A 26,086-nucleotide genomic window follows, 5' to 3' on the forward strand; every position below is an offset into this window, starting at 1 on the left:
AGACGATGGCATTCAGGCGCAGAAAGAACACGGCCGCGATCCCTCGCACGGTGCCGGCTTTCGAGCACATCGTCACCGAGGCGAGCGACAGTTTCCTGTGGCGGCTCGACGACTATCCCTGGGAGCGCAATGTCTGGAATTTTCATCCGGAATACGAGATCCATCTCCTGAGGAAGTCTTCCGGGGTCGCGCTGGTCGGCGATCACATCGGCGAATTCGGGCCGGGCTACCTGAGCATCGTCGGCGGCGGGCTGCCGCATGACTGGGTGACATCGGTGCAACCCGGCGAGCTGATCGAAGGACGCGACATCGTGCTGCAATTCGATCCGCAGCGGCTGCGCGGCTCGGCGGGACTGCTGCCGGAGCTGCGCGAACTAGAACCGTTCCTGGAGCGATCGCTGCGCGGCATCGTCTTCCATGGCCGCGCCGCGCTCGACGGCGCTGCGCTGATGGAAAGGATGGGCACCGTGCACGGGCTCGCCCGGTTTTGCCTCTTCCTCGAACTGGTCGATCTGCTGGCCAGGACAGACGAATACGAGCTTTTGTCCTCGCCGGATTTCTCACCCGCGCTCGACGCAACCTCGCTGGACATCATCCAGCGCACGCTGACCTATCTCTTCCAGCACTTCGCCGAGGACCTGAAGCTGCCGGAGGCGGCGGAGCTGGCGGGGATGAGCGAAAGCACGTTTTCGCGCTTCTTCCAGAAAAACACCGGCAACAGTTTCAGCGACCACATCGCCAAGCTCCGGCTCTGGCAAGCCTGCAAGCTGCTGGCGGACACCGATATTCCGATCACCGACATCTGCTTCCAGGTCGGCTACATGAACATCTCCAACTTCAACCGCGCCTTCCTGCGCAAGCACCGGATGACGCCGTCATCCTACCGCAAGCTGTCGAAGCAGCGGATGACGATGCGCGCCTGAAAACCGGCCTTCCTCACTCCATCGGTACTCATGTGACAGAGGCTGTGCAGGCGGGCCGGATTTTGCAGCGCACAATGCATAAAAGTACAGGTCTGCTGCAACGGGGCTTCTAGCGCGGCCTTTAGCAACTCCTCATTTTGGCGATGGGTGGCTTGTCGCTCGGGCGATGGCGAGGATCGCGCAACCGAAGACTTCCGCTTCCTGCGACTGTTCCTGGAGGAGAAAATCAATGAAACCAATTCGGCTCGCTGCGAGCATAAGCGCAGCTTTCATGCTTACCACGACCCTCTCGACCATGGCGCTGGCGGCGCCGGTCTGCTCGGCGCCGGTCAAGGTGCTGGCGCAACCGCGTGACGGGCTGACGCTGCTGGAGGCGTCCAAGGACGAGTTCCAGAAACTGGCCGGCGCCAGCTTCCAGATCGACTATCTCAACGAGAACGACCGCCGGGCAAAGTCGCGCGCCGATGCGTCCACGGTCGGCAACTACAACGTCTACTATGTCGACGAAGCCAATGTCGCGCTGTTCGCCTCGTCGAAATGGATCGTGCCGCTCACCGACTATTACCCGGCTGACTACGACTACGCCGATTTCGACCCGGGCCGGCAGAAGGTCGCCACCTATGACGGCAAGGTGTGGTTCGCGCCGCTGACCGGCGGCGGCGACCTGATGGTCTACCGCAAGGACATTCTGGAAGCCGCCGGCATCCAGCCGCCGAAGACGCTGGACGAGTTGATCGCCGACGTGCCGAAGCTGACCGATCCCGACAAGGGCATGTACGGCATCGCGCTGCGCGGCGCGCGTGGCTCGGGCGCCAATGTCTGGCGCTGGATGCCGTTCTTCAAGGCCTATGGCGGAAAATGGTTCGACGGTGACAAGCCGGCTTTCAACTCCGAGGCCGCGGTCAAAGCGACCGAGACCTATCTTAAACTGTTCAAGGATTCAGCGCCCGGCACGCAGACCGGCAGCTGGGATGAATCGACCGGCGCCTTCCTGTCGGGCCAGGTTGCCATCTTGGTCGAATCGACGCCGCTGTCGGGCATGGCGGTCGACCCGAAGACCTCGCAAGTGGTCGGCAAGATCGGCTTCCTGCCGCCGCCCTCGCCACTGACCGGCGGCGGCTACGGCCACGGCCTCGCCATCGCCGCCAAGGCCAATGCCGATGACGCCGCGAAGCAATGCGCCGGCCTGTTCATCGCCTGGGCGACGTCGAAGGAGAACGAGAAGCGCCGGCTCGACGCGCACCAATTCGGCGAGCTCAACCGCACCAGCGTGCTGTCCAGCAAGGAGTTCGCCGACATCTATGGCGCCGATCTCGGCCAGGCGCTTGCCGATACCGGCAAGGTGACGGCGGTGAACTTCTGGCAGGATCCGCGCTGGCCGGATCTCGGCGACCGCTGGGGCATCATCCTGGAAGAGCTGGTCACCGGCACGCGCACCGACGTCAAGGGCGGCCTCGACGAACTCGAGGCCTACGCCAACGAGCTGGTGAAGAAGAAGTAATCCTCCCGCCCGCGGCGCGCGGTCCACCGGATTAGACCGGCTGCCGGGGCCAGTGCGCCGCGGGTCTCTCCAAAAAGGCACAGCCCGAGGATAGGCAATGCGCCGACGCTCTTCCCTGCCCGTGACGTTTCTGGTTCCGACGCTCGCCATTCTTCTGGTGCTGTCGATGGTGCCGACGCTGTACGCCATCGTCATTGCGCTGCAGAACCGCGAGCTGAGCTCGTCGGACTATTCCTGGGTCTGGCTGTCGAACTTCATCGACCTGTTCGCCGACCGGCGTTTCCTCAACGCGGTCTGGGTTTCGGTGAAGTGGGAAATCGTCACCGTGGTGGCGACGATGATGGTGGCGATCGGGCTCGGCGTGCTGATGTTCGAAGTAGCGTCGCCGCGGCTGTGCAACATCTACTGCCTGCTGTTCATCATCCCGGTGCTGTTGCCGCGTGTCTCGGCGGCCTTCGTGTGGAAGTTTGCCTATCATCCGCTCTACGGCATCGCCACCTATCCCTACAGACTGATCACCGGCGGGCTGATCTTCGACCCGCTGTCGAAGCCGTCGACGGCCCTGTTTGCCGTCGCCTCGGTCGATGTCTGGCAGTGGGGACTGTTCTTCGCGGTCATCGTGCTGAAGCTTCTGGAGACCTTGCCGCCGCAGCCGATCGAAGCGGCGCGGCTCGACCACGCCAAACGCTGGCAGATCCATGCCTATGTGACCTTGCCTATGCTGAAGGCGCCGCTGATCAGCCTGATGTTCGTCAAGATGATCGAATCGCTGCGCTCCTTCGACCTGATTTATGTGATGACGCGCGGCGGGCCGGGCGTGGCGACCGAGACGCTCGACATGTACGCCTTCTCGCAAGGCTTCATCGAATCCGGCAAGGTGTCCTATGCCTCGGCCATGGCGGTGCTGATGATGATAGCGACTGTCATCACCTTCACCATGCTGTGGAAGCGGGTGCAGGCATGAGGCCGTATCGCATGAGACCGGGCCGCCTCATCGGCAAGATCATCCTGGCCTTCGCCGGCTTCATGGCGGTGTTTCCGCTCGCCTGGACGGCGGTCAATTCGCTGAAGAACAATGTCGACATCATCACCCGCGTGCCGCGCCTGGTGTTTACCCCGACCTTCGACAATATCAGCTACATCATCGGCCGCGACAGCGTCATGACCGGTCTCTATAACTCGGTCATTTCCTGCGGCGTCGCCGTGCTGATCGGCGTCATGCTCGGCCTTCCGGCAGCCTATGCGGTGGCGCGCTATCCCAATCGCTTCGCTGGCGACATCCAGTTCTTCGTGTTGTCGCTGCGCTTCCTGCCCCCGGTGGCAGTCGCCATTCCGCTGATGGTGATCTGGCTGCAGATCGGGCTCTACGACACCTTGCCGGCGCTGATCGTCACCTATTCGCTGCTCACCATCTCGGTGATCATGTGGCTCGCCATTCCCGCCTTCCAGGCCGTGCCGAAGGAAATCGAGGAAGCCGCTTTCGTCGACGGCTGCGGCGCTTACTCGGTGTTCTGGCGCATTGCGCTGCCGGTAGCGGCGCGCTCGCTGATCGGCGCCGTCGCCTTCAGCTTCGTGCTGGTGTGGAACGAATTCCTGATCGCGCTGATGCTGTCCAGTTCCAACGCCAAGACATTGCCGATCGTCGCTTCCGAACTTTCACAGCAAGGCATGAACGTGCCGTGGGGAATCCTCAACGCCTCGGTCGTGCTGTTGTCGCTACCGCCGCTGCTGTTCCTCGGCGTGCTCAGCGGCTTCCTGAATTCCGTTTTCCGGCAAAAAAAGACTTGATGCGAGGACTTACCTATGCGGGCACTGGTGCTTGAGAAAAAAGGCGAACTGTCGCTGCGCGAGATCGCGCTGCCGCTCGACGTCGGACCGGGCGATGTCAAGATCGCCATCCACACGGTCGGCGTCTGCGGCAGCGACGTGCACTATTACACCCATGGCGCCATCGGCAGCTATGTCGTGCGGGCCCCGATGGTGCTCGGCCACGAAGCCGCGGGAACGATCGTCGAGATCGGCGCCAATGTCGGCACGCTGAAGGTCGGCGACCGCGTCTGCATGGAGCCGGGCGTGCCGAACCTGTCGTCGCGCGCGACCAGGCTCGGCATCTACAATGTCGACCCTGACGTCTCCTTCTGGGCGACGCCGCCTGTGCATGGCGTGCTGGCGCCCTATGCCGTGCACCCGGCCGCCTTCACCTACAGACTGCCGGACAATGTCACCTTCGCCGAAGGCGCGATGGTCGAACCCTTTGCCATCGGCATGCAGGCGGCGAGCCGCGCCCGCATCGTGCCTGGCGACGTCGCCGTCGTCGTCGGCTGCGGCCCGATCGGCATCATGATCGCGCTGGCGGCGCTGGCCGGCGGCTGCTCGAAGGTGCTGATCTCCGATTTTTCCGCACCCAAGCTCAAGATTGCCGCGCAATATCCCGGCATCGTGCCGGTCAATATAGGTGAGCAATCGCTGGTCGACGCAGTCTCCGCCGCGACCGACAATTGGGGCGCGGATATCGTGTTCGAGGCGAGCGGCAGCCCGAAGGCATTCGCCGACCTGTTCGATGTCGTGCGGCCGGGCGGCGCGGTGGTGCTGGTCGGACTGCCGGTCGAACCGGTCAGCCTCAACGTTCCGGCGGCGATCTCCAAGGAAGTGCGCATCGAGACGGTGTTCCGTTACGCCAACATCTTCGACCGCGCGCTGCAGCTGATCGCCTCGGGGAAGGTCGACCTCAAGCCGCTGATCACCGGCACTTATGATTTTTCGGACAGCATCGAGGCCTTCGAGCGGGCGGCGCAAGGCAAGCCGCAAGACGTCAAGCTGCAAATCCTTCTTACCGGCGAGAAGGGCTGACCATGTCCGCGATCGTTTGCTCCCATGTCGACAAGGCTTACGGCGCCACCACCGTCATCCGCGACCTCAATCTCTCGATCGAGGAGCACGAATTCGTCGTATTCCTCGGCCCGTCCGGCTGCGGCAAGTCGACCTTGCTCAGGATGCTGGCCGGACTGGAGGATATCAGCGGCGGGGAAGTGTCGATCGGCGGCAAAGTGGTCAACGATCTCGAGCCCGGCGAGCGCGGCATTGCCATGGTTTTCCAGAACTATGCGCTCTACCCTCATATGACGATCTTCGACAACATCGCCTTTGGGCTCAAGCGACAGAAAGTGCCCCCGGCCGAGATCCGGAAGCGGGTCGAGGCGGTGGCAAAGACGCTCGGCCTCGAACCATACCTCGCCCGCAAACCGACCGAGCTTTCCGGCGGGCAGCAGCAGCGCGTGGCGATTGCGCGCGCCATGATCAAGACGCCGAAAGTGTTCCTGTTCGACGAGCCGCTGTCGAATCTCGACGCCAAACTTCGCAACCATATGCGGGTCGAAATCGCCCGCCTGCACCAGTCGCTGAAGACCACTACCGTCTATGTCACCCACGACCAGCTCGAAGCGATGACGCTGGCCGACCGGATCGTGCTGCTCAGGGATGGCGTCATCGAACAGATCGGCTCGCCTGCGGAGATCTATCGCCAGCCGGGCAATCTGTTCGTCGCCGGCTTCATCGGTACGCCGAACATGAATTTCATCGACGTGGCCGTCGGGCGGAAGGACGAACGCTGGACGCTGACAGGCGGCGGCTCGACCTTCTCCATAGAAGGCTCGGGCTTCGATCTGCGCGGCGTCCAGCGCGCCGTGCTTGGAATCCGACCGCCGGACCTGAAGACCGCCGGCGCTCAGAGCATCAATCTTCTGCAAGGCACCGCCGACCTCATCGAGTTCCATGGCAATGACGCGCTGGTGACGTTCGCCTGCGGCGGCAAGGAGGTCGGCGCGTTGGTATCGGCCCGCGAATGCCCGGCGTTGCGCGCGCCTGTGCGCTACACATTCGAGGAGGAGAGCGTGCATCTGTTCGACGCGGCGACCGGCGCATCCTTGCGCCGGCGAGAGGAGGCCTAGATTTGGTACGCAATTCCGGACGGAAAACCGTTTCACGCTTTTCCTGGAATTGCTCTAGCTGATGGCGTCGAGCGCCTGCCGCTGGCGGTGCATTTCGAGGAAGATCCTGTAGTCGCGGTCGAAGCGGCCTGACGCGGTCGGGTTCGAGGTGCGCGCCCTGCCGCCTTGCTGCATGGCGACGCAGGCGGCATTCAGGTCCGGGAACAGGCCAGCGGCGGTGGCGGCGACCATGCCGGTGCCGAGCAGAACGGCTTCGTCGGCCAGCGGCTCGATCACCGCGCAGCCGGTGGCGTCGGCATAAAGCTCCATCAGCAACGGGTTCTTGGTGTGGCCGCCGGTGACATGCAGCGTGTCGATGAGATAGCCGTTCTCGTTCAGCGCCTCCAGCACATGGCGCACGCCGAGCGCGATGCCGACGGCCGTGCGCCAATAGAGCTTGCACAGGCTGTCGAAAGAGGAATCCAGCGTCAGCCCGCTGACCACGCCGACGGCATGCGGGTCGGCAAGCGGCGAGCGGTTGCCGTGAAAATCCGGCAGCACATGCAGCCTCGCCGCCAGCTTGTCGCCTTCGGTGCTGCGCAGTTCAGCGACGCGCCTGGCGATCTTGGCATGCATGGCCGCATCCGGCTCGCCGCCGGCGCCATGCCAGCGGATGATGTGGTCGAGCAAAGCCCCGGTAGCCGACTGGCCGCCTTCCGACAGCCAGAGCTTTGGCAGTGCGGCGCCATAGTATGGACCCCAGACGCCGGCGAAAGGCTGCGGGTCGGGCGACATCGCCATGACGCAGGACGAGGTGCCGGCGATCAATGCCAGATGGCGGCCGATATTCTGCTCGTCGCCAGCAAAGCCGCCGAGCACGCCAAGCGCGCCGGCATAGGCATCGATGACGCCGGCGCCGACCCGACAGTTTTCGCTCAAGCCCAACTCCGCCGCCGCTTCAGGGGTGAGCGTGCCGATGTCTTCGCCGACAGCACTTGCCTTCTCCGGCAGGCTGCCGTGTTCGAACAGATCGCCAAGCCCGACCCTGTCGAAGAAGTCACGGCGCCAGCCGGTTTCCTCATGCGCCAGATAGGTCCATTTGGCGGTCAGCGTGCATTGCGAGCGCGCCAGCGACCCGGTCGCCTTCCAGGTCAGGAAATCGGTGAGGTCGAACAGGTAGCCGGCTTCATGCCAAGTTCCCGGCAGATTGCGCTTCAGCCACATCAGCTTCGGCGTCGCCATTTCCGGCGACATGACGCCACCGATATAGTCGAGTACGGCGTGGCCGCTATCGGTGCATTCATCTGCCTCGGCGATGGCGCGATGGTCGAGCCAGACGATGGTGTCCCAGCGCCGTTCGCCCGTCACCGAGACGCTGAGCTGGCCGGCATTCCTGTCCAGCACCACCAGCGAGCAGGTGGCGTCGAACGACATGCCGACAATATCGTCGGCTGACACACCGGCCTTTTCGCGCGCGGCACGCACCGCGATGCAGACCGCCGACCAGATATCCTGCGAATTGTGCTCGGCGTGATCGGCCTTCGGCTGGTTCATGACGATCGGATGCTCGGCGCGGCCGAGCAAGGTGCCTGACGTATCGAGAATGCCCGCGCGGGCGCTCCCGGTGCCGACATCGACCGCGCAAACGAAGCTTTTCGTCAAGATGCTTTTACTCTCGCTCCCTAGAGCCGGATGATTTCAGGTCTGTTCGACCCGAAATCTGAATCCGTCTCTAAATCAAAGAAGTAGAGCATGATGTCGTTCCGAAAACCGCTTCACACTTTTCGGCATCATGCTCTAGCCTGCAATCAGATCGGGCAATTGCAGCATGTCCGCGAATATAAAGTCCGGTTCACTCGACGCAAGCCGCGCTTTCAAGGCCGGGTTGCCGGCGTGCGAACCGCCGGTGAAAGCAAAGACGCGCATGCCGGCCGCACGCGCCGCGGCGATGCCGGCCGGGCTGTCCTCGACGACAATGCAATTACCGGGATGCGCGCCCATGGCGGCGGCGGCATGGAGAAAAAGATCCGGCGCCGGCTTGCCGCGCGCGACCATGGCGGCGCTGAACAGATGCGGCTCGAGCAGGCCGAGCAGACCGGTGACGTCGAGCGCATAGCGAATGCGGTCGAGCGTGCCGGAGGAAGCGACGCAGCAGGGCACGCCCAGCCTCGGCAGGATGTCGCTGATGCCGGGAATCGGCTTCAGCTCCTCGCGGAATTTACGCATCAGCTCGACGCGCATATCGGTCAGATGCACGTCGGTGATGTCGATGGTGAAATCGCGAAGAAGTATCTCGCGCACGCTCTTCATGCTCTTGCCGAGGAAATGCTCGTAGGCCGCATCCTCGCTGACCGAGCCCCCGGCGGCAGAGATCATGCCGAGCAGAGCCGAAACCGACAGCGCCTCGCTGTCGACCAGCACGCCGTCACAGTCGAAGATGACCAGTTCGGGCGTCATTGCGGCTGGCGTCAGAGCTTGCCGGAGATGTAGCGCGTCAGCGTCGCGCGCGTGCCATTCGCCCACAAGACGTTGAGCGCATGGGCAAAGGCCTCGGCGAACGCCGCCGAGCGGCCGACATCGCCATAGATGTCCTCCATCGCAAGCCAGGCGCCGGGCGCATCCTTCGCCGCCTTGGCGGTTGCCTGCAGCCGGTCCCAGCTGGGATCGTTGGCTTCGATGTCGGCGCCGCTGTCGGTGGTGCCGAAGCAATAGCGGCACCACAGCGCCGATTCCAGCGCGAGACCCGCAACGCTCTTCCCGGCTTTCAGCCGGTCGGCGATGGTCGGGATGATGAATTTCGGCTGCCGGTTGGAACCGTCGAGGCAAAGCCGGCGGATGGTGTCGCCGATCTTGGGGTTGGAAAAGCGGTGCTCGATGAGCTGGTAATAATCCTCCAGCACGGTGTCCGGCACCGGCGGCACGGTCGGGATGATCTCGTCATGCTCGAGCTTGGCGAGGAAGCCGCGCACCAGCGGCTCCTGCATCGCCTCATGGACGAAATGGATGTCCATCAACCCTGCGGGATAAGCGATCGTGGCATGACCGCCATTGAGGATGCGGATCTTCATCAGTTCATAGGGCGCGACATCCCTCACGAATTGCACACCGACCTTTTCCAGCGGCGGGCGGCCGTCGGTGAAACGGTCTTCCAGCACCCATTGCTTGAACGGCTCGCAGAACACCGGCCAGTTGTCCTCGAGGCCGAACTCCGAGGCGAGAATACCGCGCTCGCGGTCGGAGGTGGCGGGCGTGATGCGGTCGACCATGCCGTTGGGAAAGGCGACATTGTCGCTGACCCAGTTTGCCAGATCCTCATCGATCAGCCGGGCGAGGCCGATGACGCCATCCGAGGTAACATGGCCATTATGAGGGATGTTGTCGCAGGACATGACGGTGAACGGCACGATGCCGTCGGCCCGGCGGCGCATCAGGCCCGCAAGGATGAGGCCGAACACCGTCTTCGGCGTTGTGCCTGCCTGTGCGTCGGCGACGATGTCGGGGTGGGTCGGGTTGAACTTGCCGGAGGCCGGATCGATGAAATAACCGCCTTCCGTGATGGTCAGCGAGACGATCTTGATCGCCGGATCGGCGAGCTGGTCGATGATGGCATCGGCATCGCCGGGCGTCAGGAAGTCGATCATGACGCCGGTGACGCGGGCGCTCATATGGTCGGAATCCTGCTCGACCACGGTGGTCAGCCAGTCCTGCTCCTGCAGCTTGGAACGGCCGATTTTTTCGCCCTCGAAGACCCCGGCGCCGACCAGCGCCCAGTCATGGCCGATGCCTGAATTGAAGAGATCGTCGAGGTAGACCGCCTGATGCGAGCGATGGAAATTGCCGACGCCGAAATGGACGATACCGGGTTTGAGCCTGGAGCGATCATATCTGGGACCGGCGACCTTGGCGGGGAGTTCCGAGAGGATCGAGGAGGAGAGTTTCACGGTCATTTTTTTACCCTTTTGGCCGGGCTGCGGCCTTCGTGATCCCGGCCCATCAACTCATCCATTGGCCGCCATCGACATTGTAGGTCTGGGCGACGATGTATTCGGCGTCGTCGCTGGCCAGGAAGACCGCCATGCCGGTCAGGTCCTCCGGCTTGCCCATGCGGCCATAGGGCACGCCCTCGCCGACCAGCCGCTTCTTCTCGCCCTTCGGCCGGTTCTCATATTTGGCAAACAGCGCATCGACCTCATCCCACATATCGCTGTCGACGACGCCGGGCGCGATGCCATTGACGTTGATGCGGTGCTTGATCAGATCGAGCCCGGCGGACTGGGTCAGCGAAATCACCGCGGCCTTGGTGGCGCAATAGACGGCGACCAGCGGCTCGCCGCGGCGTCCTGCCTGGCTGGCGATGTTGATGATCTTGCCGCCCTTGCCCCTTGCGATCATCGAACGCGCCGCTGCCTGCAGCATGAACAAGGTGCCGGCGACGTTGACGGAGAACAATTTGTCGTAGCTCGCTTTGGTGATCTCGACGATCGGCGCCAGGTCGAACAAGGCAGCGTTGTTGATCAGGATGTCGAGGCCGCCCGTCTTTGTTTCGACCGCCTTGACCGCCGCCTGGATCGAAGCGAGGTCGCTGACGTCGAGCCCGACCGGATAGGCGTTGGCGCCGATCTCGGCGGCCGTCTTTTCGGCAGCCGCCAGATTGATATCGGCAATGGCCACCGTGGCACCCTCGCGCGTGTAGGCTTCGGCAAAAGCCCTGCCGATGCCGCGCGCCGAGCCGGTGATCAGCGCCGATTTGCCGTTCAGTCTCACTGCGTCAGCGCCTTTCCATCGGGGCCGAAGCGATGCATCCGGACCTTGTCGGGCGTCAAATAGATGGTGTCGCCGTGACGCACGGCGAGTTCGCCGTCGGCGCGTACCGTCAGCGGACCGGCGCCGTCGGCCTGGACATGCAGGAAGGTGTCGGAGCCCAGATGCTCGGCGACGCCGACAAGGGCTTTCCAGTCACCCGCTGTGGTCGATATCCCCATATGCTCAGGACGAATGCCGATGGTCTTGGCGTTGTATTTGGCCGCCGGCGCACCTTCGATCAGGTTCATTTTCGGCGAACCGATGAAGCCCGCCACGAACAGGTTCTTCGGCGACTTGTAGAGTTCCATCGGCGAGCCGACCTGTTCGATGTTGCCGGCGTTGAGCACGACGATCTTGTCGGCCATGGTCATGGCTTCGATCTGGTCGTGGGTGACGTAGACCATCGTCGTCTTGAGCTGATGGTGCAGCTCGCTGATTTCGAGCCGCATGGTGCCGCGCAGTGCAGCATCGAGGTTGGACAGCGGCTCGTCGAACAGGAATGCCGAGGGCTGGCGCACGATGGCGCGGCCGATGGCGACGCGTTGCCGCTGGCCGCCGGAGAGCTGGCCGGGCCGGCGTTCGAGATAGTTGGTGAGGTTGAGGACCCGGGCTGCGTCCTTCACCTTCTTGTCGATCGTCGCCACATCCTCGCCCGCCATCTTCAGCGGGAAGCCGATGTTCTTGGCCACCGTCATATGCGGATAGAGCGCATAGGACTGGAATACCATGGCCAGCTTGCGCTTGGCCGGCGCCTCGCCGGTGACGTCACGGCCATCGATGTTGATGGTGCCCCCGCTGGTGTCCTCGAGCCCGGCGATGAGGCGCAGCAACGTGGACTTGCCGCAACCCGACGGCCCGACGAAGACGACGAACTCGCCATTCTCGATGACCAGGTCGAGGCCTGGAATGATGACCGTCGATCCGAAATGCTTGGAGACGTTCTTGAGCGTGATGTTTCCCATGGTTTCCTCCCCGAGGGGTTATTTGGCCGGATTGCTTCAGGCAACGTCCGTTATTTTACCGCGCCGAATGTCAGGCCGCGCACCAGCTGCTTCTGGCTGAACCAGCCCATGATCAGGATGGGGGCGATGGCCAGCGTCGAGGCCGCCGAAAGCTTGGCCCAGAACAGGCCTTGCGGGCTCGAGAACGAACTGATGAAGGCCGTCAGCGGCGCTGCCTCGGTGGTGGTCAGGCGGATGGTCCAGAACGCTTCGTTCCACGCCAGGATGATGTTGAGCAGCATGGTCGATGCGATGCCCGGCACGGCCATGGGGGTCAGCACATAGACGATCTCGCCCCACAGGGTGGCGCCGTCCATGCGTGCCGCTTCCAGGATCTCGCCGGGGATTTCGCGGAAGTAGGTGTAGAGCATCCAGATCACGATGGGCAGGTTGATCAGCATCAGCATGATCATCAGGCCGATGCGGCTGTCGAGCAGTCCGGCATCGCGGAAGATGAGATAGATCGGGAACAGCACGGCAACCGCCGGCATCATCTTGGTCGAGAGCATCCACATCAGGATGTCCTTGGTCCACTTGCCCGGCGAGAAGGCCATCGACCAGGCGGCCGGAACCGCGACTATCAGGGCCAGGATGGTCGAGCCGACCGAGAGCAGCACCGAGTTGAAGAAGAACTTGAAGTAGCCGCTCTGCGCCTGGACCTCGGTATAGCTCTCGAACGTCCCCGACGGGATCAGCGCGAAGCCCTGGATGGCCTCCTGCTCCGACTTGAACGAGGTGATGATCGTGTAGAGGATCGGGAAGAAGATCAGCAGCGCGACGATCCAGGCGGCGCCTGTCGCGATGACCTTGTGTTGGGTGGTGACTGCACGTGCCATCGTATCCTCCCTTACTTGTCCAGGTTCTTGCCGACCGCGCGCATGGCGAAGAAGGCGACGATGTTGGCGAGAATGACGGCGATGACACCGCCGGCCGATGCCTGGCCGATTTTGAACTCCAGCAATGCCTTCTGGTAGACGAGGAAGGGCAGGTTGGTGGAGGCATAGCCGGGTCCGCCATTGGTGGTGACCAGGATTTCGGCATAGACCGACAGCAGGAAGATGGTCTGGATCAGGATGACGACGGTGATGGCGCGCGACATGTGCGGCAGCGTCAGATAGATGAAGCGGCTGACGAAGCCGGCGCCGTCCATCTCGGCGGCTTCCTTCTGCTCGCCGTCGAGCGACTGCAGGGCGGTCAAAAGGATCAGCGTTGCGAAGGGCAGCCATTGCCAGGCGACGATGATGATGATGGCCAGCATCGGGTGCTGCCCGAACCAGTCGATTGGCTGGGCGCCGAAAAAACGCGCAATATCGGCAAAGACGCCGTATTGCGGGTGCATGATCATGTTCTTCCAGACCAGTGCCGCCACCGGCGGCATGACGAAGAACGGAGAGATGACGAGGATGCGCACGATCCCCTGTCCCCACATCGGCTGATCGATCAACAGCGCCAGCATGATGCCGCCGATCACGGTGATCAGCAGCACGCTGCCGACCAGGACGAGCGTGTTCAGGATCGATTGCAGGAATGCCGGGTTGGAATAGAACAGCGAGTAGTTCGAGAACCAGACGAAGCCGTCGCGGATCGGGTTCAGCGGATTGTATTGCTGGAAGGAGAACCAGAAGGTGATGACCAGCGGCACGATCATCCAGACGAACAGCAACACGACGGACGGCGCCATCATGAAGCGGGCAAGCGAACGGGTCTGCTGAGTAGCCATGACGGTCACCCTTCACTAGTCGGACTGAATTTTCACAGCGGGGAAAAAGCGGCCGCCCGAACTGGGACTCGGGCGGCCATCGCCGGTCAGGAGGCGACCGGCGTTCGGCACCGGGAGGAGCCTTACTTGATATAGCCGCCTTCGGTCATGGTCGCCGTGGCGGCGTCCTGCGCCTGCTTGAGCGCGTCGTCTACGCTGGTCTGGCCGGCGAGCGCCGCCGAGAACAGCTGGCCAACGGTTGTGCCGAGGCCCTGGAACTCAGGAATGGCGACGAACTGCACACCGACATAGGGCACCGGCTTGACGGTCGGATGCGCCGGATCGGCGGCATCGATCGAGTCCAGCGTCATCTTGGCGAACGGGGCCGCCTTCTGGTACTCGGGATTGGCGTAGAGAGAGGAACGCGTTCCCGGAGGGACGTTGGCCCAGCCTTCCTTGGAAGCGACCAGTTCGGCATAGTGCTTGCTGGTCGCCCATGAGACGAACTTCTGGGCGGATTCCGCCTTCTGCGTGCCTGCGGGGATCGCCAGCGACCATGCCCAGAGCCAGTTGGCGCGCTTGCCGAGGCCATTGTCCGGCGCCAAAGCATAACCGACCTTGTCGGCCACCTTCGAGGCCTTCGGATCCGAGACGAAGGACGCCGCCACGGTGGCGTCGATCCACATGCCGCACTTGCCTTGCTGGAACAGAGCCAGATTCTCGTTGAAGCCGTTGGACGAAGCGCCTTCCGGACCGTCGGCCTTCATCAGGTCGACATAGAACTGCAGTGTGTTCTTCCATTCCGGTTGGTCGAACTGCGGCTTCCAGTTCTCGTCGAACCAGCGGGCGCCAAACGAGTTGGACATGGCCGTCAGGAACGCCGTGTTCTCGCCCCAGCCGGCCTTGCCGCGCAGGCATACGCCGTTCACGCCATTGGCGCGGTCGGTCATCTTGTCGGCCGCCTGCTTGATGAAGTCCCACGTCGGGGCATCGGGCATGGTCAGCCCGGCCTTCTCGATCAGGTCCTTGCGGTACATGACGAAGGAGCTTTCGCCGTAGAAGGGCGCGGCATAGAGCTTGCCGTCGACCGAGAGGCCGCCGGCGATGGCCGGGATGATGTCCTTGGCGTCATAGTCGTCGCCGAGCTTGTCGAGCGGCAACAGCCAGCTCTGCTTGGCCCAGATCGGAACCTCGTAGGTGCCGATCGTCATCACGTCATACTGGCCGCCCTTGGTTGCGATGTCGGTGGTGACGCGCTCGCGCAGCACGTTCTCTTCGAGCGTGACCCAGTTCAGCTGGATGTCGGGGTTCGCCTTGGTGAAGTCGTCCGTCAGCTTTTGCATGCGGACCATGTCGCCATTGTTGACCGTGGCGATGGTGATGGATTCGGCGTGTGCGGCAAAAGCGAAAGCGCTGGCCGACAACAAGCCCAGGGTGAGCGTGCGCAGTTTCATCAAATTCCTCCCATGAACCAAGATGAGCATTTGCCTTGGTAATGGGCAATTACTCACTTGGCATAAATTATGTCAAGCCAGATTCGATGCTGCAGCGCAGCACGCAAGGCGGAGCGCGGCGTTGCGCGCGTAGAGGATATTGAACGGATTTGGGAAGCTGTTTGCAGGGGATGTGAGAGCGCGTTGATGCCGACCCATCGCAACCCAATCGTCGCGCCAGGGGAGCGATAGGGCCGAGTCCATCAGCCGTGGGACGGGTAGCTTCCCACGGAATATTCGAAAACCCTGCCGTCGCGTGTTTGCTTGGCTCTGGTCAGCACTTCCGTCACCTGGATCCAGCTGGGCTCGTCCTTGCGCAGCCTAACTTCCCGGCCGATTGCCTTCACGGCAGCTTGAAACGGCGTAAATGCTTCGATCACCTGCGTCGTGCGCACGGTGTTGCTGTCCATTTCTTCGACACGATAGACTTTCATCAGCCCGCTGATCGACCCTGTTTTCAATCTGCAAAGGATTGATCCCGTTCAATTGGGCCGCCACAAGCACAAGCCTATGCCGGGCGAGTGATATCGACAGCGTTTTTGTCAAGCTTGGTTAACCCGGCGGCCCGATCGGACTGTTGGTCCGCGAAAGCGAGCATTCGTCGCGGATCCATGGCTCGCTTTGCAGATCGATCTCGGAAATCAGTACGCGAATCGCTCGCCCTCAGGCGCAGGCGATCTCGGCCAGGATCCAGTCGCGGAAGGCCTTTATCTTCGGCACGTTGCGACGCGCCGTCGGGTAGACCAGCCAATAGGCGTGGCCGTCGTCGCCGACTAGGTCGAAGGGCTGGATCAGGCGGCCGGCGGCGAGCTCGGTCTTGAACAATGCGGTGGTCAGGATCGCCACACCATGGCCGGCGATGGCCGCGTTCGCCTCATAGGCCTGCGCGCCCATGCTGGTGCCGGTGCGCCTGGCAAGTTCGTCCGCCGGGACGCCGGCAAGGGCGAACCATTCCCGCCACCAGATGTCGCCGGGATCGAGAATGGGCAGCTTGAACAGGTCGGCGGGTTCGTGGACGCCACCTATGGTGGCAGCGAGTGCCGGGCTCAGCACCGGGGTGAAATCGGCCTTGAACAAAAGATGGGTCTCCACTCCAGGCCACTTGCCGCTGCCGGAGCGGATAGCGATGTCCATGTCCTCGCGGGCAAAATCGATCACCCTGTTCGAGGTATCGACGCGCACCGCCAGCGACGGATGCGCGACCTGGAAGGAGCCGAGGTGCTGCGCCAGCCAGTTCGAGGCAAAGGTCAGCAGCGTCGAGACGCACAGCACACCATCGGCGCCCCCACGCGCGGCGGAATAGGCGCTTGAGAGCAGGCTGAACGCCTCGCTGACGGCGGGCGCCAGGCGCTGGCCGGGTTCGGTCAGCACGATCTGGCGCGGCTGGCGCAGGAACAGCGGCGAACCGATGCGCTCTTCCAGAAGCTTGATCTGATAGCTGGCGGCGGCCTGCGTCATGCCGAGTTCCTGCGCGGCCTTGGTGAAGGAGAGATGCCGCGCGACGGCTTCGAACACCCTGATGGCCTGCAGCGGCGGCAACTGGGCGAGCTGTGGTGCCTTGAGATCGGGCATAAGCCCTCCTTATGGGTCGTGATCGACCTTTGATTGGCGGCAAGAGCCAATCAGGCCGATATCTGGTGTCAACGATCAATCAAGTTCAAGCATAGCGGAGGCTGAAGATCATGACCACGGTACAGCAAAAACTCCATTCCACCCCGGCGCAGAGCTGGTTTTCCCTGCTGGCGCATGAATTTTCCCTGCTTGTGCACCGCCGGCGCGGCTACATCGACGTCCGGGAGTTGTCGCCGCATTTGCAGCGCGACATGGGCTTCCTCGACGGCAACGACCCGTCCGGGCGCTGCAAATAAACGTGTTGGATTTTATCGATGGGCCGCTTAATCGGTATCAGGAACCGTCGAGCAAGGCCGTGGCGGTCCGCTCGTCGGTGATGAGGCCATTGACCAGCCGGCGGTTCACCGCGGCCAGGATGCCCGGCAATTTGCGCTCGCCCATGGCGAGCGCAATGACCAGCGACTTTTCGCGTGACGGCAAGGCTGCCGACGATACCCGGTCGTTGGTGATGCCCTCGATCATGCGGCCTTCTCGGTCGAACACCCAGCCGACGATCTCGGCGACGCCGCCAGCCTTTTGCAACGCCTTCAGCTCGCTTTCCGAGATAAAACCGTCCTCGTAGAGCGGCGCCTTCGGGCCGAGATCGCCGATGCCGACAAAGGTGACGTCGGCTTCCGCGGCCAGCGCCAGCGTCGGTTGGATCATCGGCTGGGCAAGCAGCATCTCGCGCTCTTCCGGCGACGAGGCGATGACCGGCAGCGGCATCGGGAACGAGCGCGCCTTGACCCGGTCGGCCATGGTGAAGATGACGTTGTAGAAGGCGGCCGAACCGTCGGGCGAGATGTTGCCGGTCAAGGACACAACCTTGTGCTGCGAGCATTCCATCGGCGGCAATTGCTCGATCGCCGCCTTCAGCGTGCGGCCGGTGCCGATGGCCAAGACGATGGGCGTCGGTGACCGCAGCCGCCGCTCGATCTCGGCCGCGGCCGCCTCGGCAATGCCGATCGTGGTCGAGGATGAGGTTGGATCGCTCGGCACCACTTCGACGAGGTCGAGCGCGTAGCGTGACTTCAGTCTAGCTGCGAGATCAAGGCAATTGGCGATCGGGTGATCGACGCGAACCTTGATCAGCCCCTCCGACACCGCCAGCGACACCAGCCGCTGCGCCGTCTGCCGGGAAATGCCGAGCGTGGCGGCGATCTGGTCCTGGGTGTTGCCGGCAACATAATAAAGCCAGCCGGCGCGCGCTGCCTCGTCCAGCCTGCTGCTGCCGCCATCTTGTCGCGAATTCAAAATGTGCCTCCAGCCCTGCCCCTTTGCGCGCCCTTGGGCGAAGCGTCATAGTCTTGCAGGGAATGTGTCGGCGCGCAATTGTTCAATCGGCAGGGCAATTGCTTGCTGCTTCGATCCGGCCGCCGCGCGGCAACCAACCCAGCGAAAATCGCCAGCGGACGGGCTCGGCGGTTTATCTCCTGATACAAACGCTTTAAGGGGATCGGCAAAAGGAGCCTCGCATGACGCCGAAAGCGGTTTTCTGGGATATGGACGGCACGCTGGTCGACAGCGAGCCGCTGCACGAGGCGGCCTTGGTGGCGGCGCTGCGCAGCGTCGGTATCACGCCGCCGGCCGACCTGCATGAGCGGGTGCTGGGCGTCGCCGCCGCACCGGTCTACGAGATGCTGCGCAGCGAGTTCGGCCTCGACCTGCCCTTCGACGACTGGATCGTGCGCAAATACGATCACTACATGCCGATGGCCGAGACGCTGAAGCCGCGCCCCGGCGCGATCGAAGTGTTCAACGAGTTGCGCGCGCTCGGCGTGCAGCAGGCGGTGGTGTCCAATTCCGACCGGGTGATCGTCGATTCAAATCTGAGCGCCGTCGGCCTGATCTATCCCGGCATGCGCACGATCAGCCGAAACGACGTGCGCGAAGGCAAGCCGCATCCCGAACCGTTCCTGCGCGCCGCATGGCTGGCCGGCGTCGATCCTTCAGACGCGGTGGCCGTCGACGACAGCGTTACCGGCGCCACATCAGGCCTGGCCGCTGGGATGCGGACGATCTTCTGGCCGGAAGCGCCGATGGCAGGACCGAAGGGCGCTGTCGTGATCAACAGTGCGGAAGAGTTGCGGGCTCAGTTGGGACTCTGAGAAGACCCGCGAAGGCCTGCGCTGCCCCTCATCCCTCTGCCGGGACCTTCTCCCCGTGAACGGGGAGAAGGGTGAACTCATTCAGCTCCGGTAAACCGGCTCCTCCTCGTCGAGGATCGCCTTCAGCTCGGCAAGGTGACGCTCCGCCTGGCCGGGATAGTCGTCCATTTCGCTGGCGGCCTTTTCGGCAATGGCGTCGGAGAGCGTGCGCAGCGGACGGCCGGTCCACAGCGCCTTGATGTAGGTCTCGGCGGCACGCTCGAAATAGAACATGCGGTTGAAGGCGTCGGCAACGGTGTCGCCGATGACCATGACGCCGTGATTGCCCATCACCATCACTTTGACCTTCGGGTCGGTGAGCAGTCGCGAGCAGCGCTCGCCCTCTCCCTCGAAGGCCAGCCCGCCATAGTGGGCATCGACGACGTGGCGGTTGAAGAACATGGCCGAGTTCTGGTCGATCGGCGGCAGGGTCGAGTCGGCCAGCGATGCAAGCACGGTGGCATGAATGGAATGCACATGCATGGCGCAGCGCGCATGCGGCACGTTGCGGTGAATGGCGCCGTGCAGGCCCCAGGCAGTCGGGTCGGGCGCGTCGGGGCCGGTCAGCGTCTCGGGATCGTTGGCGTCGATCAGCAAAAGGTCGCTCGCCTTGATGCGCGAGAAATGCACCTGGTTGGGGTTCATCAGGAATTGCTGCCGTCCTCGTTGACCGACAGCGAGAAGTGGTTGGCCACGGCTTCATGCATGTTGAGCCGCGCCGTCCAGCGGAAGGCGGCGGCCAGATCGACGCGCTCCTCATAGTAGGGCAGGTTGGTCAGCGTTTCCTTTTGCAGGCGGGCGATGCTCATCCGAAAAACCTCCGTTTTTAAGAGAATGCCGCGCTCAGCCCTGGCCAGCAACCGCAAACTGGTGGGTCAGGTTGTCCCAAAACCGCTACGCACTTTTGGGCGACATGCATTACGCCGCCGAGCGAGCCGACTGCAGCCCGCCATGTTCGACGATGAAGTCGATGACTTCCTGCAGTCCCTTGCCGCGCGACAGGTCGGTGAAGCCGAACGGGCGCTTGCCCCGCATTCGGGCGGCGTCGCTCTCCATGACATCGAGGTTGACGTTCACATAGGGCGCCAGGTCGCTCTTGTTGATGACCAGGAAATCGGAACGGGTGATCGCCGGCCCGCCCTTCCTGGGGATTTCCTCGCCCTGGCAAACCGAGATGACATAGAGGGTCAGGTCGGCGAGGTCGGGCGAGAAGGTGGCGGCAAGATTGTCGCCGCCGGATTCGATGAAGACGATGTCGAGATCGGGGAATTTCCTGTTCAGCCCGGCGATCGCCTGCAAATTGATCGAGGCGTCCTCACGGATGGCGGTGTGCGGGCAGCCGCCGGTCTCCACGCCGACGATGCGGTCCTCAGGCAGCGCCTGCAGGCGAGCCAGCATCATGGCGTCTTCCTTGGTGTAGATGTCGTTGGTGACGACGGCGATGGAGAAATCGTCGCGCAGCGCCTTGCAGAGCTTTTCGGTTAGCGTCGTCTTGCCGGAGCCGACGGGACCGCCGATGCCGATGCGCAGGGGACCATTGGCCTGAGTCATAGCGAAAAATCCGTCATGCCGAAAACTCCGTGATGGCGAGGATGGTGAAGCTGAGCCCGATCAACAGGCAGAGCGGCGAATAGAAGCTGACATCGAGCCGCGCAAAAGGCTGTTCCGGCGCCAGGCGGCGCCACCACGGCGTGAAGCCGGCAATGCCGCGGCCGAGGAAGACCAGCCCGATGAGCAGCGCTGTGGCGGCAAGGCCGTCCCGTGGAAAGGGGGTGGCGAAGACCCCTGTCAGCGCCAGCGGCCACAGGGTCGCCAGGCACAGGCACGCGGCAACGGCGAAACAGGCAAACGGCGTCGGCATCTCGTCGACGCCGCGAAAGCCGACGACGGCGTGGGCGCAGGAGACGCCGTCCCTGCCCGGCCAGATGCCGCCAAGGCCCCAATAGACATGCAGCGCGGTGATCAGCAGCAGGACGGCCGAGAGGACGAAGGCGAGGACGATCATGAGCGGAACAGCCTGGAATACTGCGTCTCGTGCTTCATCGCCATGATGTCGGAGATGAAGGCGCAGCCGCCGAGATCGTCCAATGTCGAGCCGGCGGCGCGCGCGGCCGTCGACAGCGCCAACGGCTCGAAGCCGGCGAGCAAGGCCATAGCGTCCGTCTGGCCGACGATTCCGAGTCGGATCGCCGCCTGGACGAGGTTGGAGAAGAAGGCCTGCAGGAAGGCCGACATCGCGTCCGGAAGCGCGATGCCGTTGCCGCCGGCAACGGCGCCGACGGCGACACAGTAGGCGCATTCGGCCGGCAGGCGGCCGAACACCGGATTCGCCCACGCCGCTGCCGCTTTCAGGAAGGCGGCGCCTTGCAGCATGGTTTCGGTGTGGCGCTCACGCGAGCCGGCCAGCGCTTCGGCGAGATCGGCAATTTCATGGAGGTCGCCTTCATGGAGGTCGCCGCCGTCGCGGGCGCGGCGCCAGCTTTCCGCGAACAGCACGGCGTCGTTCCAGCCCGAGCCCATCTCGACCAGCGTCTCCAGCCAGAAGGCGAGGCTGGCGGTGTCGGCAACCAGCCCGTCTTGCACGGCACGCTCGAGTCCATGGCTGTAGGCAAAGCCGCCAACGGGAAAGGCCGGCGACAGCCACGCCATGAGCCGCAGCAAAGCGATGCCGGATGGCTGGTCAGTCATGATCGTGATTATGCCCGTCATGGGAATGGCTGTGCGAATGCGACTCGCTGTGTGCGTGGGAACGTCCATCATGGGAATGCGCTTCGGCGTGCGCATGCGCATGGCCATGATCGTGACCATGCGCACCTTGGGCGGAATAGGCGCCGCGCACCGGCTTGAACGGTTCGGAGACTTCGCGCACCGTGGCGCCCAGCCCTTCCAGCATAGCCTTGATGACATGGTCGCGCAAAATCAGGATGCGGCTGGGCTCAATCGCAGCCGCCAGATGCCGGTTGCCGATATGCCAGGCGAGTTCGGTCAGATGCACGGCGTGGCGGGCGCGGATGTCGTAGACCTCTTCGGGTGCCGCGGTGATCTCGACCTGGCCGCCATCCTCCAGCACCAGCCGGTCGCCATCGTTCAAGGTCACGGGTTCGGGCAGGTCGACCAGCACCTTGCTGCCGTCGGCAAGCTCGATGGCGCGGCGGCGCAAATGACGCTCGTCATGGGGCAGGACGGCACGGCCGGATGGGGCCGTGGTTCCGGCAGTGCCGGCAGCCACGACCGAGACGGCGCGCGGGAACTTGGTGAAGTCGGTGTTCAGGTTGAGTTTCATCGCATGGCTCCACCGTTAGCCTGGGCTCTCGCACGGGCAGGCCGCGCCAGGACGCGGTCGAAATACGCGTTGACGCGCTCGGATTCGATCGGAAATTTTCCGGCGCGGGCCCAGCCGCCCATGTCGCCCAACAGCACGTCGACGGCGGAAAACCGGTCGCCCAGCGCAAACTCCCGATCCCCCAGCCGGCCGTCGAGCGCCTTGGCCTCCGAGGCGAAATCGTAGGCAGCGGCGGGGCCGACATCGACCCGCACGTCCTTCGGCAACAGGAAGCGGTGGCGCAGCTTGTTCCACAGCGGCGCTTCGAACTCGGACTGGGCAAAATGCATCCAGGAATCCATTTCGGCGCGTCCGGCCACACCTGGATTGGCGCCCATGCCTTTGTCGGCGTGCTTGTCGGCGAGATAGACGCAGATTGCCGCCGAATCGGTCACCGTCAGTTCGCCATCGATCAGGATCGGCACCTTGCCCGACGGGTTGAGCGCATAGGCTTCGGGCGAACGCAATTTGACCTCGACGAATTCATAGGGCTGCCCGAGTTCCTCGAGCATCCACAGAACGCGGCTGACGCGGGATCCACGCGATCCGATGGCCTTGTACATGGTTGAACCCTCTTTCCTGCGACCCTAAACCATAGCCACTGTTCAGACGATGGTGTCGAAGAGCCGCAGGATGAACGATATTTGGTAAATCAGCGTGCCCACGACGAAGGCGATGTGGAAACGGCGGTCACGCACCAGTATGGCGGCAATGCACAACACCACGAAAACCGGCGTTCGGAACAGATATTCATTGCCGTAGCGGGCGAAATGCTCGGGACCTTTCAGCAGCGTATCGACGACATCGAGCAGATAGGTCGTCGCCAGCAGGCCGAAGAACCAGCCGCGACGCGAATAGAAGAAATCCTCATAGCTGGTGTAGTCGAGCATCGAATCCGGAAACAGCAGCGCGCACAGCAGGAACAGCGTGATGGCGTAGAAGATCAGGAACAGGTACTTGCCGAAAGTCCAGACCTCTATGGTGTAGAGGCCGAACTCCCACCACCAGAAATGCACCAGCAGCAACAGCATGGAGGCGACCCAGCCGAGGTGCACGGGATAGAGCCTGTACTGGCCCGGATGCTGAACGATCCGCGCCACCCCCGACAGCAGGCGAGCGACGCCAAGTCCGATCACCATGCCCATGACGATGCGGATATGCGGGAAGATGTCGTGGGCGGAGGCTATTTCGGTGGCCATGACCTGCTACGCGGTTTCTTTGAGCCGCATATTGCGGCGGGACCGACCGGGTCGCAACGGAATTTGCCGGGTCGATCAAATCGCCCCTCGCCTCAAAACAGAAAATACCGCTGCGCCATCGGCAGCACGGTTGCCGGCTCGCAGGTCAGTAGCTCGCCATCGGCGCGCACCTCGTAAGTCTCCGGATCGACCTCGATATGCGGCGTAGCGTCGTTGAGCACCATCGAATGCTTGCCGATGCCGCCACGGGTGTTTTCCACCGCGACGAACTGCTTGTCGACGCCAAGACGGCCATGCAGGCCGGACTCCAGCGCGGCCTTCGAAACGAAGGTCACCGACGAGTTGGTCCTGGCCTTGCCATAGGCGCCGAACATCGGGCGGTAGTGCATCGGCTGCGGTGTCGGGATAGAGGCGTTTGGGTCGCCCATCGGGGCTGCGGCTATCATGCCGCCGATCAGCACCATGTCCGGTTTGACGCCGAAGAAGGCTGGGTTCCACAGCACCAGATCGGCGCGCTTGCCGACCGCGATCGAACCGATGTCCCTGGACAGGCCATGCGCGATTGCCGGGTTGATGGTGTATTTGGCGATGTAGCGGCGGACGCGGAAATTGTCGTTGTTGCCGGTCTCCTGCGGCAATGACCCGCGCTGGCGCTTCATCTTGTCGGCGGTCTGCCAGGTGCGGATCGCCACCTCGCCGACGCGGCCCATTGCCTGCGAGTCCGACGAGATGATCGAGAAGGCGCCGATGTCATGCAGAATGTCTTCCGCCGCGATGGTCTCCTTGCGGATGCGGCTTTCGGCAAAGGCGATGTCTTCGGGGATCGACGGCGACAGATGATGGCAGACCATCAGCATGTCGAGATGCTCGGCCAGCGTGTTGACGGTGTAGGGCCGGGTCGGGTTGGTCGAGGACGGGATGACGTTGGGCAGGCCGCAAACCTTGATGATGTCAGGCGCATGGCCGCCGCCGGCACCCTCGGTGTGGAAGGCGTGGATGGTGCGGCCCTTGATGGCGGCGACGGTGTTCTCGACGAAGCCGGATTCGTTCAGCGTGTCGGTGTGGATCATCACCTGCACGTCGTAATCGTCGGCAACCGACAGGCAGCAGTCGATGGCCGCCGGCGTCGTGCCCCAGTCCTCGTGCAGCTTCAGCGAGCAGGCGCCGCCCAGCACCATTTCCTCGAGCGCCGCCGGCAGCGAGGCATTGCCCTTGCCGGACAGGCCGATGTTCATCGGGAAAGCGTCGAAGGACTGGATCATGCGCGCCATGTGCCAGGGTCCCGGCGTGCAGGTGGTGGCCAGCGTGCCATGCGCCGGGCCGGTGCCGCCGCCGAGCATGGTGGTGATGCCCGACATCAGCGCTTCGTCGATCTGCTGCGGGCAGATGAAGTGGATGTGCGCGTCGAAGCCGCCGGCGGTCAGGATCTTGCCCTCGCCGGCGATGATCTCGGTACCGGGGCCGATGATGATGGTGACACCGTCCTGCGTGTCGGGATTGCCGGCCTTGCCGATCGCCGCGATGCGGCCGTCCCTGAGACCTATATCGGCCTTGAAGATGCCGGCAGTGGCATCGACCACCAGCGCGTTGGTGATGACCGTGTCGACCGCGCCGCCGGCGCGCGACACCTGGCTCTGGCCCATGCCGTCGCGGATGACCTTGCCGCCGCCGAATTTCACCTCCTCGCCATGGACGGTGAGGTCCTTTTCGACCTCGATAAACAGCTCGGTATCGGCCAGGCGCACTCTGTCGCCGACCGTCGGGCCATACATCTGCGCGTAGGCGGCGCGGGTAATTCTAGCCATCAGTCAATGCTCCCCAAACGAGAGTCCGGCCGCAGCCGAACTCCACATCGTCGCCATCCAATGGTCATGCAATGACCCGCTCGGCGACACCTTCTGATCCCATTTGGCCGTTGAGGTGGCCGTGCCACCCCAAACCGCCCGTTTGCCAAACCCTTGGCCAAATCGATGAAAGGAAAATACATGCGCAAAATCATCGTTCTTGCAGCCGCCGCCACGCTGGCCTCCGCAACCGTAGCCGGCGCCCAGCAGCAGCCCACGCCGCAACCGAAGCCGGCGGCGCCCAGCGCTCAGCCGGCGGCGCCGGCGATCCAGAAGGTCAACATCGTCGATATCAGCGAATTGCCCAAGGCCACCCAGACGCAGGTCAATCAGGTGATCGCCCAGCGTGGCGATGCCGGGCTGCAGAAACTGCGCTCTTCGATCGACGCGACGCCGCAGATCAAGTCGGCGCTCGAAGCCAAGGGGCTCACCTCGGCACAGGTGGTCGCCGCCAGCATGACCACCGATGGCGCGCTGACCCTTGTCACCAAGAAGGCAAGCTGAAAGAAGCGCTTGGCGGGCCGGCACCCGGCCCGCCAGCCCACAGGGAACCTTCGCCCGACAGGAGGCGTTTCGTTCCTTTGGCGCCGAACGGCGTTGCACAGAAAAGTCCACCA

Annotated in this window: 27 protein-coding genes and 1 pseudogene; 9 read left to right on the forward strand and 19 right to left on the reverse strand. The window is 63.4% G+C overall.

Going from position 1 to position 26,086, the window contains the following annotated elements:
• Nucleotides 1-5 precede the first annotated feature (5 nt).
• The 6 genes from NKJ76_RS18180 to NKJ76_RS18205 all read left to right on the forward strand — a co-directional run bounded on the left by NKJ76_RS18180 (nt 6) and on the right by NKJ76_RS18205 (nt 6,371).
• Nucleotides 6-923 carry an AraC family transcriptional regulator gene (locus tag NKJ76_RS18180; RefSeq protein ID WP_023671262.1) on the forward strand — a complete coding sequence of 306 codons (918 nt, stop codon included), beginning with the start codon at nt 6-8 and terminating at the stop codon, nt 921-923.
• Nucleotides 924-1,152: 229 nt separating this feature from the next.
• Nucleotides 1,153-2,424 carry an ABC transporter substrate-binding protein gene (locus NKJ76_RS18185; RefSeq protein ID WP_023693095.1) on the forward strand — a complete coding sequence of 424 codons (1,272 nt, stop codon included), beginning with the start codon at nt 1,153-1,155 and terminating at the stop codon, nt 2,422-2,424.
• A 97-nt stretch (nt 2,425-2,521) separates the two neighbouring features.
• Nucleotides 2,522-3,388: a carbohydrate ABC transporter permease gene (locus NKJ76_RS18190; protein ID WP_352538031.1), complete on the forward strand. Its 867-nt coding sequence runs from the start codon at nt 2,522-2,524 to the stop codon at nt 3,386-3,388.
• Between the two features lie 11 nt (nt 3,389-3,399).
• Nucleotides 3,400-4,212, forward strand: coding sequence for a carbohydrate ABC transporter permease (locus NKJ76_RS18195; protein ID WP_352538032.1), 813 nt, complete (start codon nt 3,400-3,402; stop codon nt 4,210-4,212).
• A 15-nt stretch (nt 4,213-4,227) separates the two neighbouring features.
• Nucleotides 4,228-5,274, forward strand: coding sequence for an NAD(P)-dependent alcohol dehydrogenase (locus NKJ76_RS18200; RefSeq protein ID WP_023683584.1), 1,047 nt, complete (start codon nt 4,228-4,230; stop codon nt 5,272-5,274).
• Nucleotides 5,275-5,276: 2 nt separating this feature from the next.
• Nucleotides 5,277-6,371: an ABC transporter ATP-binding protein gene (locus NKJ76_RS18205; protein ID WP_352538033.1), complete on the forward strand. Its 1,095-nt coding sequence runs from the start codon at nt 5,277-5,279 to the stop codon at nt 6,369-6,371.
• A gap of 54 nt (nt 6,372-6,425) precedes the next feature.
• Here NKJ76_RS18205 and NKJ76_RS18210 read toward each other — a convergent pair whose 3' ends face one another.
• From NKJ76_RS18210 to NKJ76_RS18255, 10 genes are all read right to left on the reverse strand, one after another.
• Complete coding sequence (locus tag NKJ76_RS18210; RefSeq protein WP_352538034.1) at nt 6,426-8,012, reverse strand: FGGY-family carbohydrate kinase; 1,587 nt, start codon at nt 8,010-8,012, stop codon at nt 6,426-6,428.
• A 135-nt stretch (nt 8,013-8,147) separates the two neighbouring features.
• Complete coding sequence (locus tag NKJ76_RS18215; RefSeq protein ID WP_352538035.1) at nt 8,148-8,807, reverse strand: HAD family hydrolase; 660 nt, start codon at nt 8,805-8,807, stop codon at nt 8,148-8,150.
• An 11-nt stretch (nt 8,808-8,818) separates the two neighbouring features.
• Nucleotides 8,819-10,297 (reverse strand): mannitol dehydrogenase family protein, encoded by a 1,479-nt coding sequence (locus NKJ76_RS18220; RefSeq protein ID WP_352538036.1) that lies wholly within the window; start codon nt 10,295-10,297, stop codon nt 8,819-8,821.
• Nucleotides 10,298-10,343: 46 nt separating this feature from the next.
• Complete coding sequence (locus NKJ76_RS18225) at nt 10,344-11,114, reverse strand: L-iditol 2-dehydrogenase (RefSeq protein ID WP_352538037.1); 771 nt, start codon at nt 11,112-11,114, stop codon at nt 10,344-10,346.
• Nucleotides 11,111-12,115, reverse strand: a complete 1,005-nt coding sequence (locus NKJ76_RS18230) for an ABC transporter ATP-binding protein (protein ID WP_023826627.1) — start codon at nt 12,113-12,115, stop codon at nt 11,111-11,113. Before NKJ76_RS18230 ends, NKJ76_RS18225 begins: the two co-directional genes overlap by 4 nt.
• Nucleotides 12,116-12,165: 50 nt before the next feature.
• On the reverse strand, nt 12,166-12,990 hold the full coding sequence (locus NKJ76_RS18235; RefSeq protein WP_023671250.1) for a carbohydrate ABC transporter permease: 825 nt from the start codon (nt 12,988-12,990) through the stop codon (nt 12,166-12,168).
• Nucleotides 12,991-13,001: 11 nt separating this feature from the next.
• On the reverse strand, nt 13,002-13,874 hold the full coding sequence (locus NKJ76_RS18240; protein ID WP_023711367.1) for a carbohydrate ABC transporter permease: 873 nt from the start codon (nt 13,872-13,874) through the stop codon (nt 13,002-13,004).
• Between the two features lie 122 nt (nt 13,875-13,996).
• Complete coding sequence (locus NKJ76_RS18245) at nt 13,997-15,307, reverse strand: ABC transporter substrate-binding protein (protein ID WP_352538038.1); 1,311 nt, start codon at nt 15,305-15,307, stop codon at nt 13,997-13,999.
• A 242-nt stretch (nt 15,308-15,549) separates the two neighbouring features.
• Nucleotides 15,550-15,780 carry a hypothetical protein gene (locus NKJ76_RS18250; protein ID WP_352538039.1) on the reverse strand — a complete coding sequence of 77 codons (231 nt, stop codon included), beginning with the start codon at nt 15,778-15,780 and terminating at the stop codon, nt 15,550-15,552.
• Nucleotides 15,781-16,009: 229 nt separating this feature from the next.
• The gene (locus NKJ76_RS18255; protein ID WP_023671245.1) at nt 16,010-16,918 is read right to left on the reverse strand and encodes a LysR substrate-binding domain-containing protein; all 909 of its coding nucleotides are present in this window, start codon (nt 16,916-16,918) and stop codon (nt 16,010-16,012) included.
• A 110-nt stretch (nt 16,919-17,028) separates the two neighbouring features.
• Here NKJ76_RS18255 and NKJ76_RS18260 point away from each other — a divergent pair, with 110 nt between their 5' ends.
• Entirely contained in the window at nt 17,029-17,214 is a 186-nt protein-coding gene (locus NKJ76_RS18260) for a hypothetical protein (protein WP_023745868.1), read from the forward strand.
• A gap of 37 nt (nt 17,215-17,251) precedes the next feature.
• Here NKJ76_RS18260 and NKJ76_RS18265 read toward each other — a convergent pair whose 3' ends face one another.
• Nucleotides 17,252-18,211 carry a sugar-binding transcriptional regulator gene (locus tag NKJ76_RS18265; RefSeq protein ID WP_352538040.1) on the reverse strand — a complete coding sequence of 320 codons (960 nt, stop codon included), beginning with the start codon at nt 18,209-18,211 and terminating at the stop codon, nt 17,252-17,254.
• Nucleotides 18,212-18,432: 221 nt separating this feature from the next.
• Between NKJ76_RS18265 and NKJ76_RS18270 the strand changes: the two genes are divergently transcribed.
• A complete protein-coding gene (locus tag NKJ76_RS18270) occupies nt 18,433-19,065 on the forward strand; it encodes an HAD family hydrolase (protein ID WP_352538041.1) in 633 nt (210 codons plus the stop codon).
• Nucleotides 19,066-19,146: 81 nt separating this feature from the next.
• Here the strand turns inward: NKJ76_RS18270 and NKJ76_RS18275 are convergent.
• The 8 genes and pseudogenes from NKJ76_RS18275 to ureC all read right to left on the reverse strand — a co-directional run bounded on the left by NKJ76_RS18275 (nt 19,147) and on the right by ureC (nt 25,430).
• Nucleotides 19,147-19,913: pseudogene (locus NKJ76_RS18275) on the reverse strand (class II aldolase and adducin N-terminal domain-containing protein).
• 109 nt (nt 19,914-20,022) lie between these two features.
• Nucleotides 20,023-20,655, reverse strand: a complete 633-nt coding sequence (gene ureG / locus NKJ76_RS18280; protein ID WP_023671240.1) for an urease accessory protein UreG — start codon at nt 20,653-20,655, stop codon at nt 20,023-20,025.
• Nucleotides 20,656-20,668: 13 nt separating this feature from the next.
• Nucleotides 20,669-21,109, reverse strand: a complete 441-nt coding sequence (locus NKJ76_RS18285) for a DUF3995 domain-containing protein (protein ID WP_352538042.1) — start codon at nt 21,107-21,109, stop codon at nt 20,669-20,671.
• Nucleotides 21,106-21,792: an urease accessory protein UreF gene (locus NKJ76_RS18290; RefSeq protein ID WP_352538043.1), complete on the reverse strand. Its 687-nt coding sequence runs from the start codon at nt 21,790-21,792 to the stop codon at nt 21,106-21,108. The genes NKJ76_RS18285 and NKJ76_RS18290 overlap by 4 nt, the downstream gene beginning before the upstream one ends.
• Nucleotides 21,785-22,387, reverse strand: a complete 603-nt coding sequence (locus NKJ76_RS18295) for an urease accessory protein UreE (protein WP_352538044.1) — start codon at nt 22,385-22,387, stop codon at nt 21,785-21,787. Before NKJ76_RS18295 ends, NKJ76_RS18290 begins: the two co-directional genes overlap by 8 nt.
• Nucleotides 22,384-22,989, reverse strand: a complete 606-nt coding sequence (locus tag NKJ76_RS18300; RefSeq protein WP_023683600.1) for a glutathione S-transferase family protein — start codon at nt 22,987-22,989, stop codon at nt 22,384-22,386. Before NKJ76_RS18300 ends, NKJ76_RS18295 begins: the two co-directional genes overlap by 4 nt.
• Nucleotides 22,990-23,031: 42 nt before the next feature.
• Nucleotides 23,032-23,625 carry a hypothetical protein gene (locus tag NKJ76_RS18305; RefSeq protein WP_023732688.1) on the reverse strand — a complete coding sequence of 198 codons (594 nt, stop codon included), beginning with the start codon at nt 23,623-23,625 and terminating at the stop codon, nt 23,032-23,034.
• A gap of 92 nt (nt 23,626-23,717) precedes the next feature.
• Nucleotides 23,718-25,430 carry an urease subunit alpha gene (gene ureC, locus NKJ76_RS18310; RefSeq protein ID WP_502902316.1) on the reverse strand — a complete coding sequence of 571 codons (1,713 nt, stop codon included), beginning with the start codon at nt 25,428-25,430 and terminating at the stop codon, nt 23,718-23,720.
• A gap of 180 nt (nt 25,431-25,610) precedes the next feature.
• Here ureC and NKJ76_RS18315 point away from each other — a divergent pair, with 180 nt between their 5' ends.
• Nucleotides 25,611-25,973: a hypothetical protein gene (locus NKJ76_RS18315; protein WP_023671233.1), complete on the forward strand. Its 363-nt coding sequence runs from the start codon at nt 25,611-25,613 to the stop codon at nt 25,971-25,973.
• Nucleotides 25,974-26,086 lie beyond the last annotated feature (113 nt).

Origin of the sequence: Mesorhizobium sp. M0029, assembly GCF_040323735.1 — a bacterium.
In the GTDB taxonomy this organism is placed as follows: Bacteria; Pseudomonadota; Alphaproteobacteria; order Rhizobiales; family Rhizobiaceae; genus Mesorhizobium.

Excerpts from the sequence above, each read along its gene's own strand:
- NKJ76_RS18180 (WP_023671262.1), top strand. The coding sequence starts at position 6 with ATGGCATTCAGGCGCAGAAAGAACACGGCCGCGATCCCTCGCACGGTG.
- NKJ76_RS18185 (WP_023693095.1), top strand. The coding sequence starts at position 1,153 with ATGAAACCAATTCGGCTCGCTGCGAGCATAAGCGCAGCTTTCATGCTT.
- NKJ76_RS18190 (WP_352538031.1), top strand. The coding sequence starts at position 2,522 with ATGCGCCGACGCTCTTCCCTGCCCGTGACGTTTCTGGTTCCGACGCTC.
- NKJ76_RS18195 (WP_352538032.1), top strand. The coding sequence starts at position 3,400 with ATGAGACCGGGCCGCCTCATCGGCAAGATCATCCTGGCCTTCGCCGGC.
- NKJ76_RS18200 (WP_023683584.1), top strand. The coding sequence starts at position 4,228 with ATGCGGGCACTGGTGCTTGAGAAAAAAGGCGAACTGTCGCTGCGCGAG.
- NKJ76_RS18205 (WP_352538033.1), top strand. The coding sequence starts at position 5,277 with ATGTCCGCGATCGTTTGCTCCCATGTCGACAAGGCTTACGGCGCCACC.
- NKJ76_RS18215 (WP_352538035.1), bottom strand. The coding sequence starts at position 8,807 with ATGACGCCCGAACTGGTCATCTTCGACTGTGACGGCGTGCTGGTCGAC.
- NKJ76_RS18220 (WP_352538036.1), bottom strand. The coding sequence starts at position 10,297 with ATGACCGTGAAACTCTCCTCCTCGATCCTCTCGGAACTCCCCGCCAAG.
- NKJ76_RS18230 (WP_023826627.1), bottom strand. The coding sequence starts at position 12,115 with ATGGGAAACATCACGCTCAAGAACGTCTCCAAGCATTTCGGATCGACG.
- NKJ76_RS18235 (WP_023671250.1), bottom strand. The coding sequence starts at position 12,990 with ATGGCACGTGCAGTCACCACCCAACACAAGGTCATCGCGACAGGCGCC.
- NKJ76_RS18240 (WP_023711367.1), bottom strand. The coding sequence starts at position 13,874 with ATGGCTACTCAGCAGACCCGTTCGCTTGCCCGCTTCATGATGGCGCCG.
- NKJ76_RS18245 (WP_352538038.1), bottom strand. The coding sequence starts at position 15,307 with ATGAAACTGCGCACGCTCACCCTGGGCTTGTTGTCGGCCAGCGCTTTC.
- NKJ76_RS18250 (WP_352538039.1), bottom strand. The coding sequence starts at position 15,780 with ATGAAAGTCTATCGTGTCGAAGAAATGGACAGCAACACCGTGCGCACG.
- NKJ76_RS18255 (WP_023671245.1), bottom strand. The coding sequence starts at position 16,918 with ATGCCCGATCTCAAGGCACCACAGCTCGCCCAGTTGCCGCCGCTGCAG.
- NKJ76_RS18260 (WP_023745868.1), top strand. The coding sequence starts at position 17,029 with ATGACCACGGTACAGCAAAAACTCCATTCCACCCCGGCGCAGAGCTGG.
- NKJ76_RS18270 (WP_352538041.1), top strand. The coding sequence starts at position 18,433 with ATGACGCCGAAAGCGGTTTTCTGGGATATGGACGGCACGCTGGTCGAC.
- ureG (WP_023671240.1), bottom strand. The coding sequence starts at position 20,655 with ATGACTCAGGCCAATGGTCCCCTGCGCATCGGCATCGGCGGTCCCGTC.
- NKJ76_RS18285 (WP_352538042.1), bottom strand. The coding sequence starts at position 21,109 with ATGATCGTCCTCGCCTTCGTCCTCTCGGCCGTCCTGCTGCTGATCACC.
- NKJ76_RS18290 (WP_352538043.1), bottom strand. The coding sequence starts at position 21,792 with ATGACTGACCAGCCATCCGGCATCGCTTTGCTGCGGCTCATGGCGTGG.
- NKJ76_RS18295 (WP_352538044.1), bottom strand. The coding sequence starts at position 22,387 with ATGAAACTCAACCTGAACACCGACTTCACCAAGTTCCCGCGCGCCGTC.
- NKJ76_RS18300 (WP_023683600.1), bottom strand. The coding sequence starts at position 22,989 with ATGTACAAGGCCATCGGATCGCGTGGATCCCGCGTCAGCCGCGTTCTG.
- NKJ76_RS18305 (WP_023732688.1), bottom strand. The coding sequence starts at position 23,625 with ATGGCCACCGAAATAGCCTCCGCCCACGACATCTTCCCGCATATCCGC.
- ureC (WP_502902316.1), bottom strand. The coding sequence starts at position 25,430 with ATGGCTAGAATTACCCGCGCCGCCTACGCGCAGATGTATGGCCCGACG.
- NKJ76_RS18315 (WP_023671233.1), top strand. The coding sequence starts at position 25,611 with ATGCGCAAAATCATCGTTCTTGCAGCCGCCGCCACGCTGGCCTCCGCA.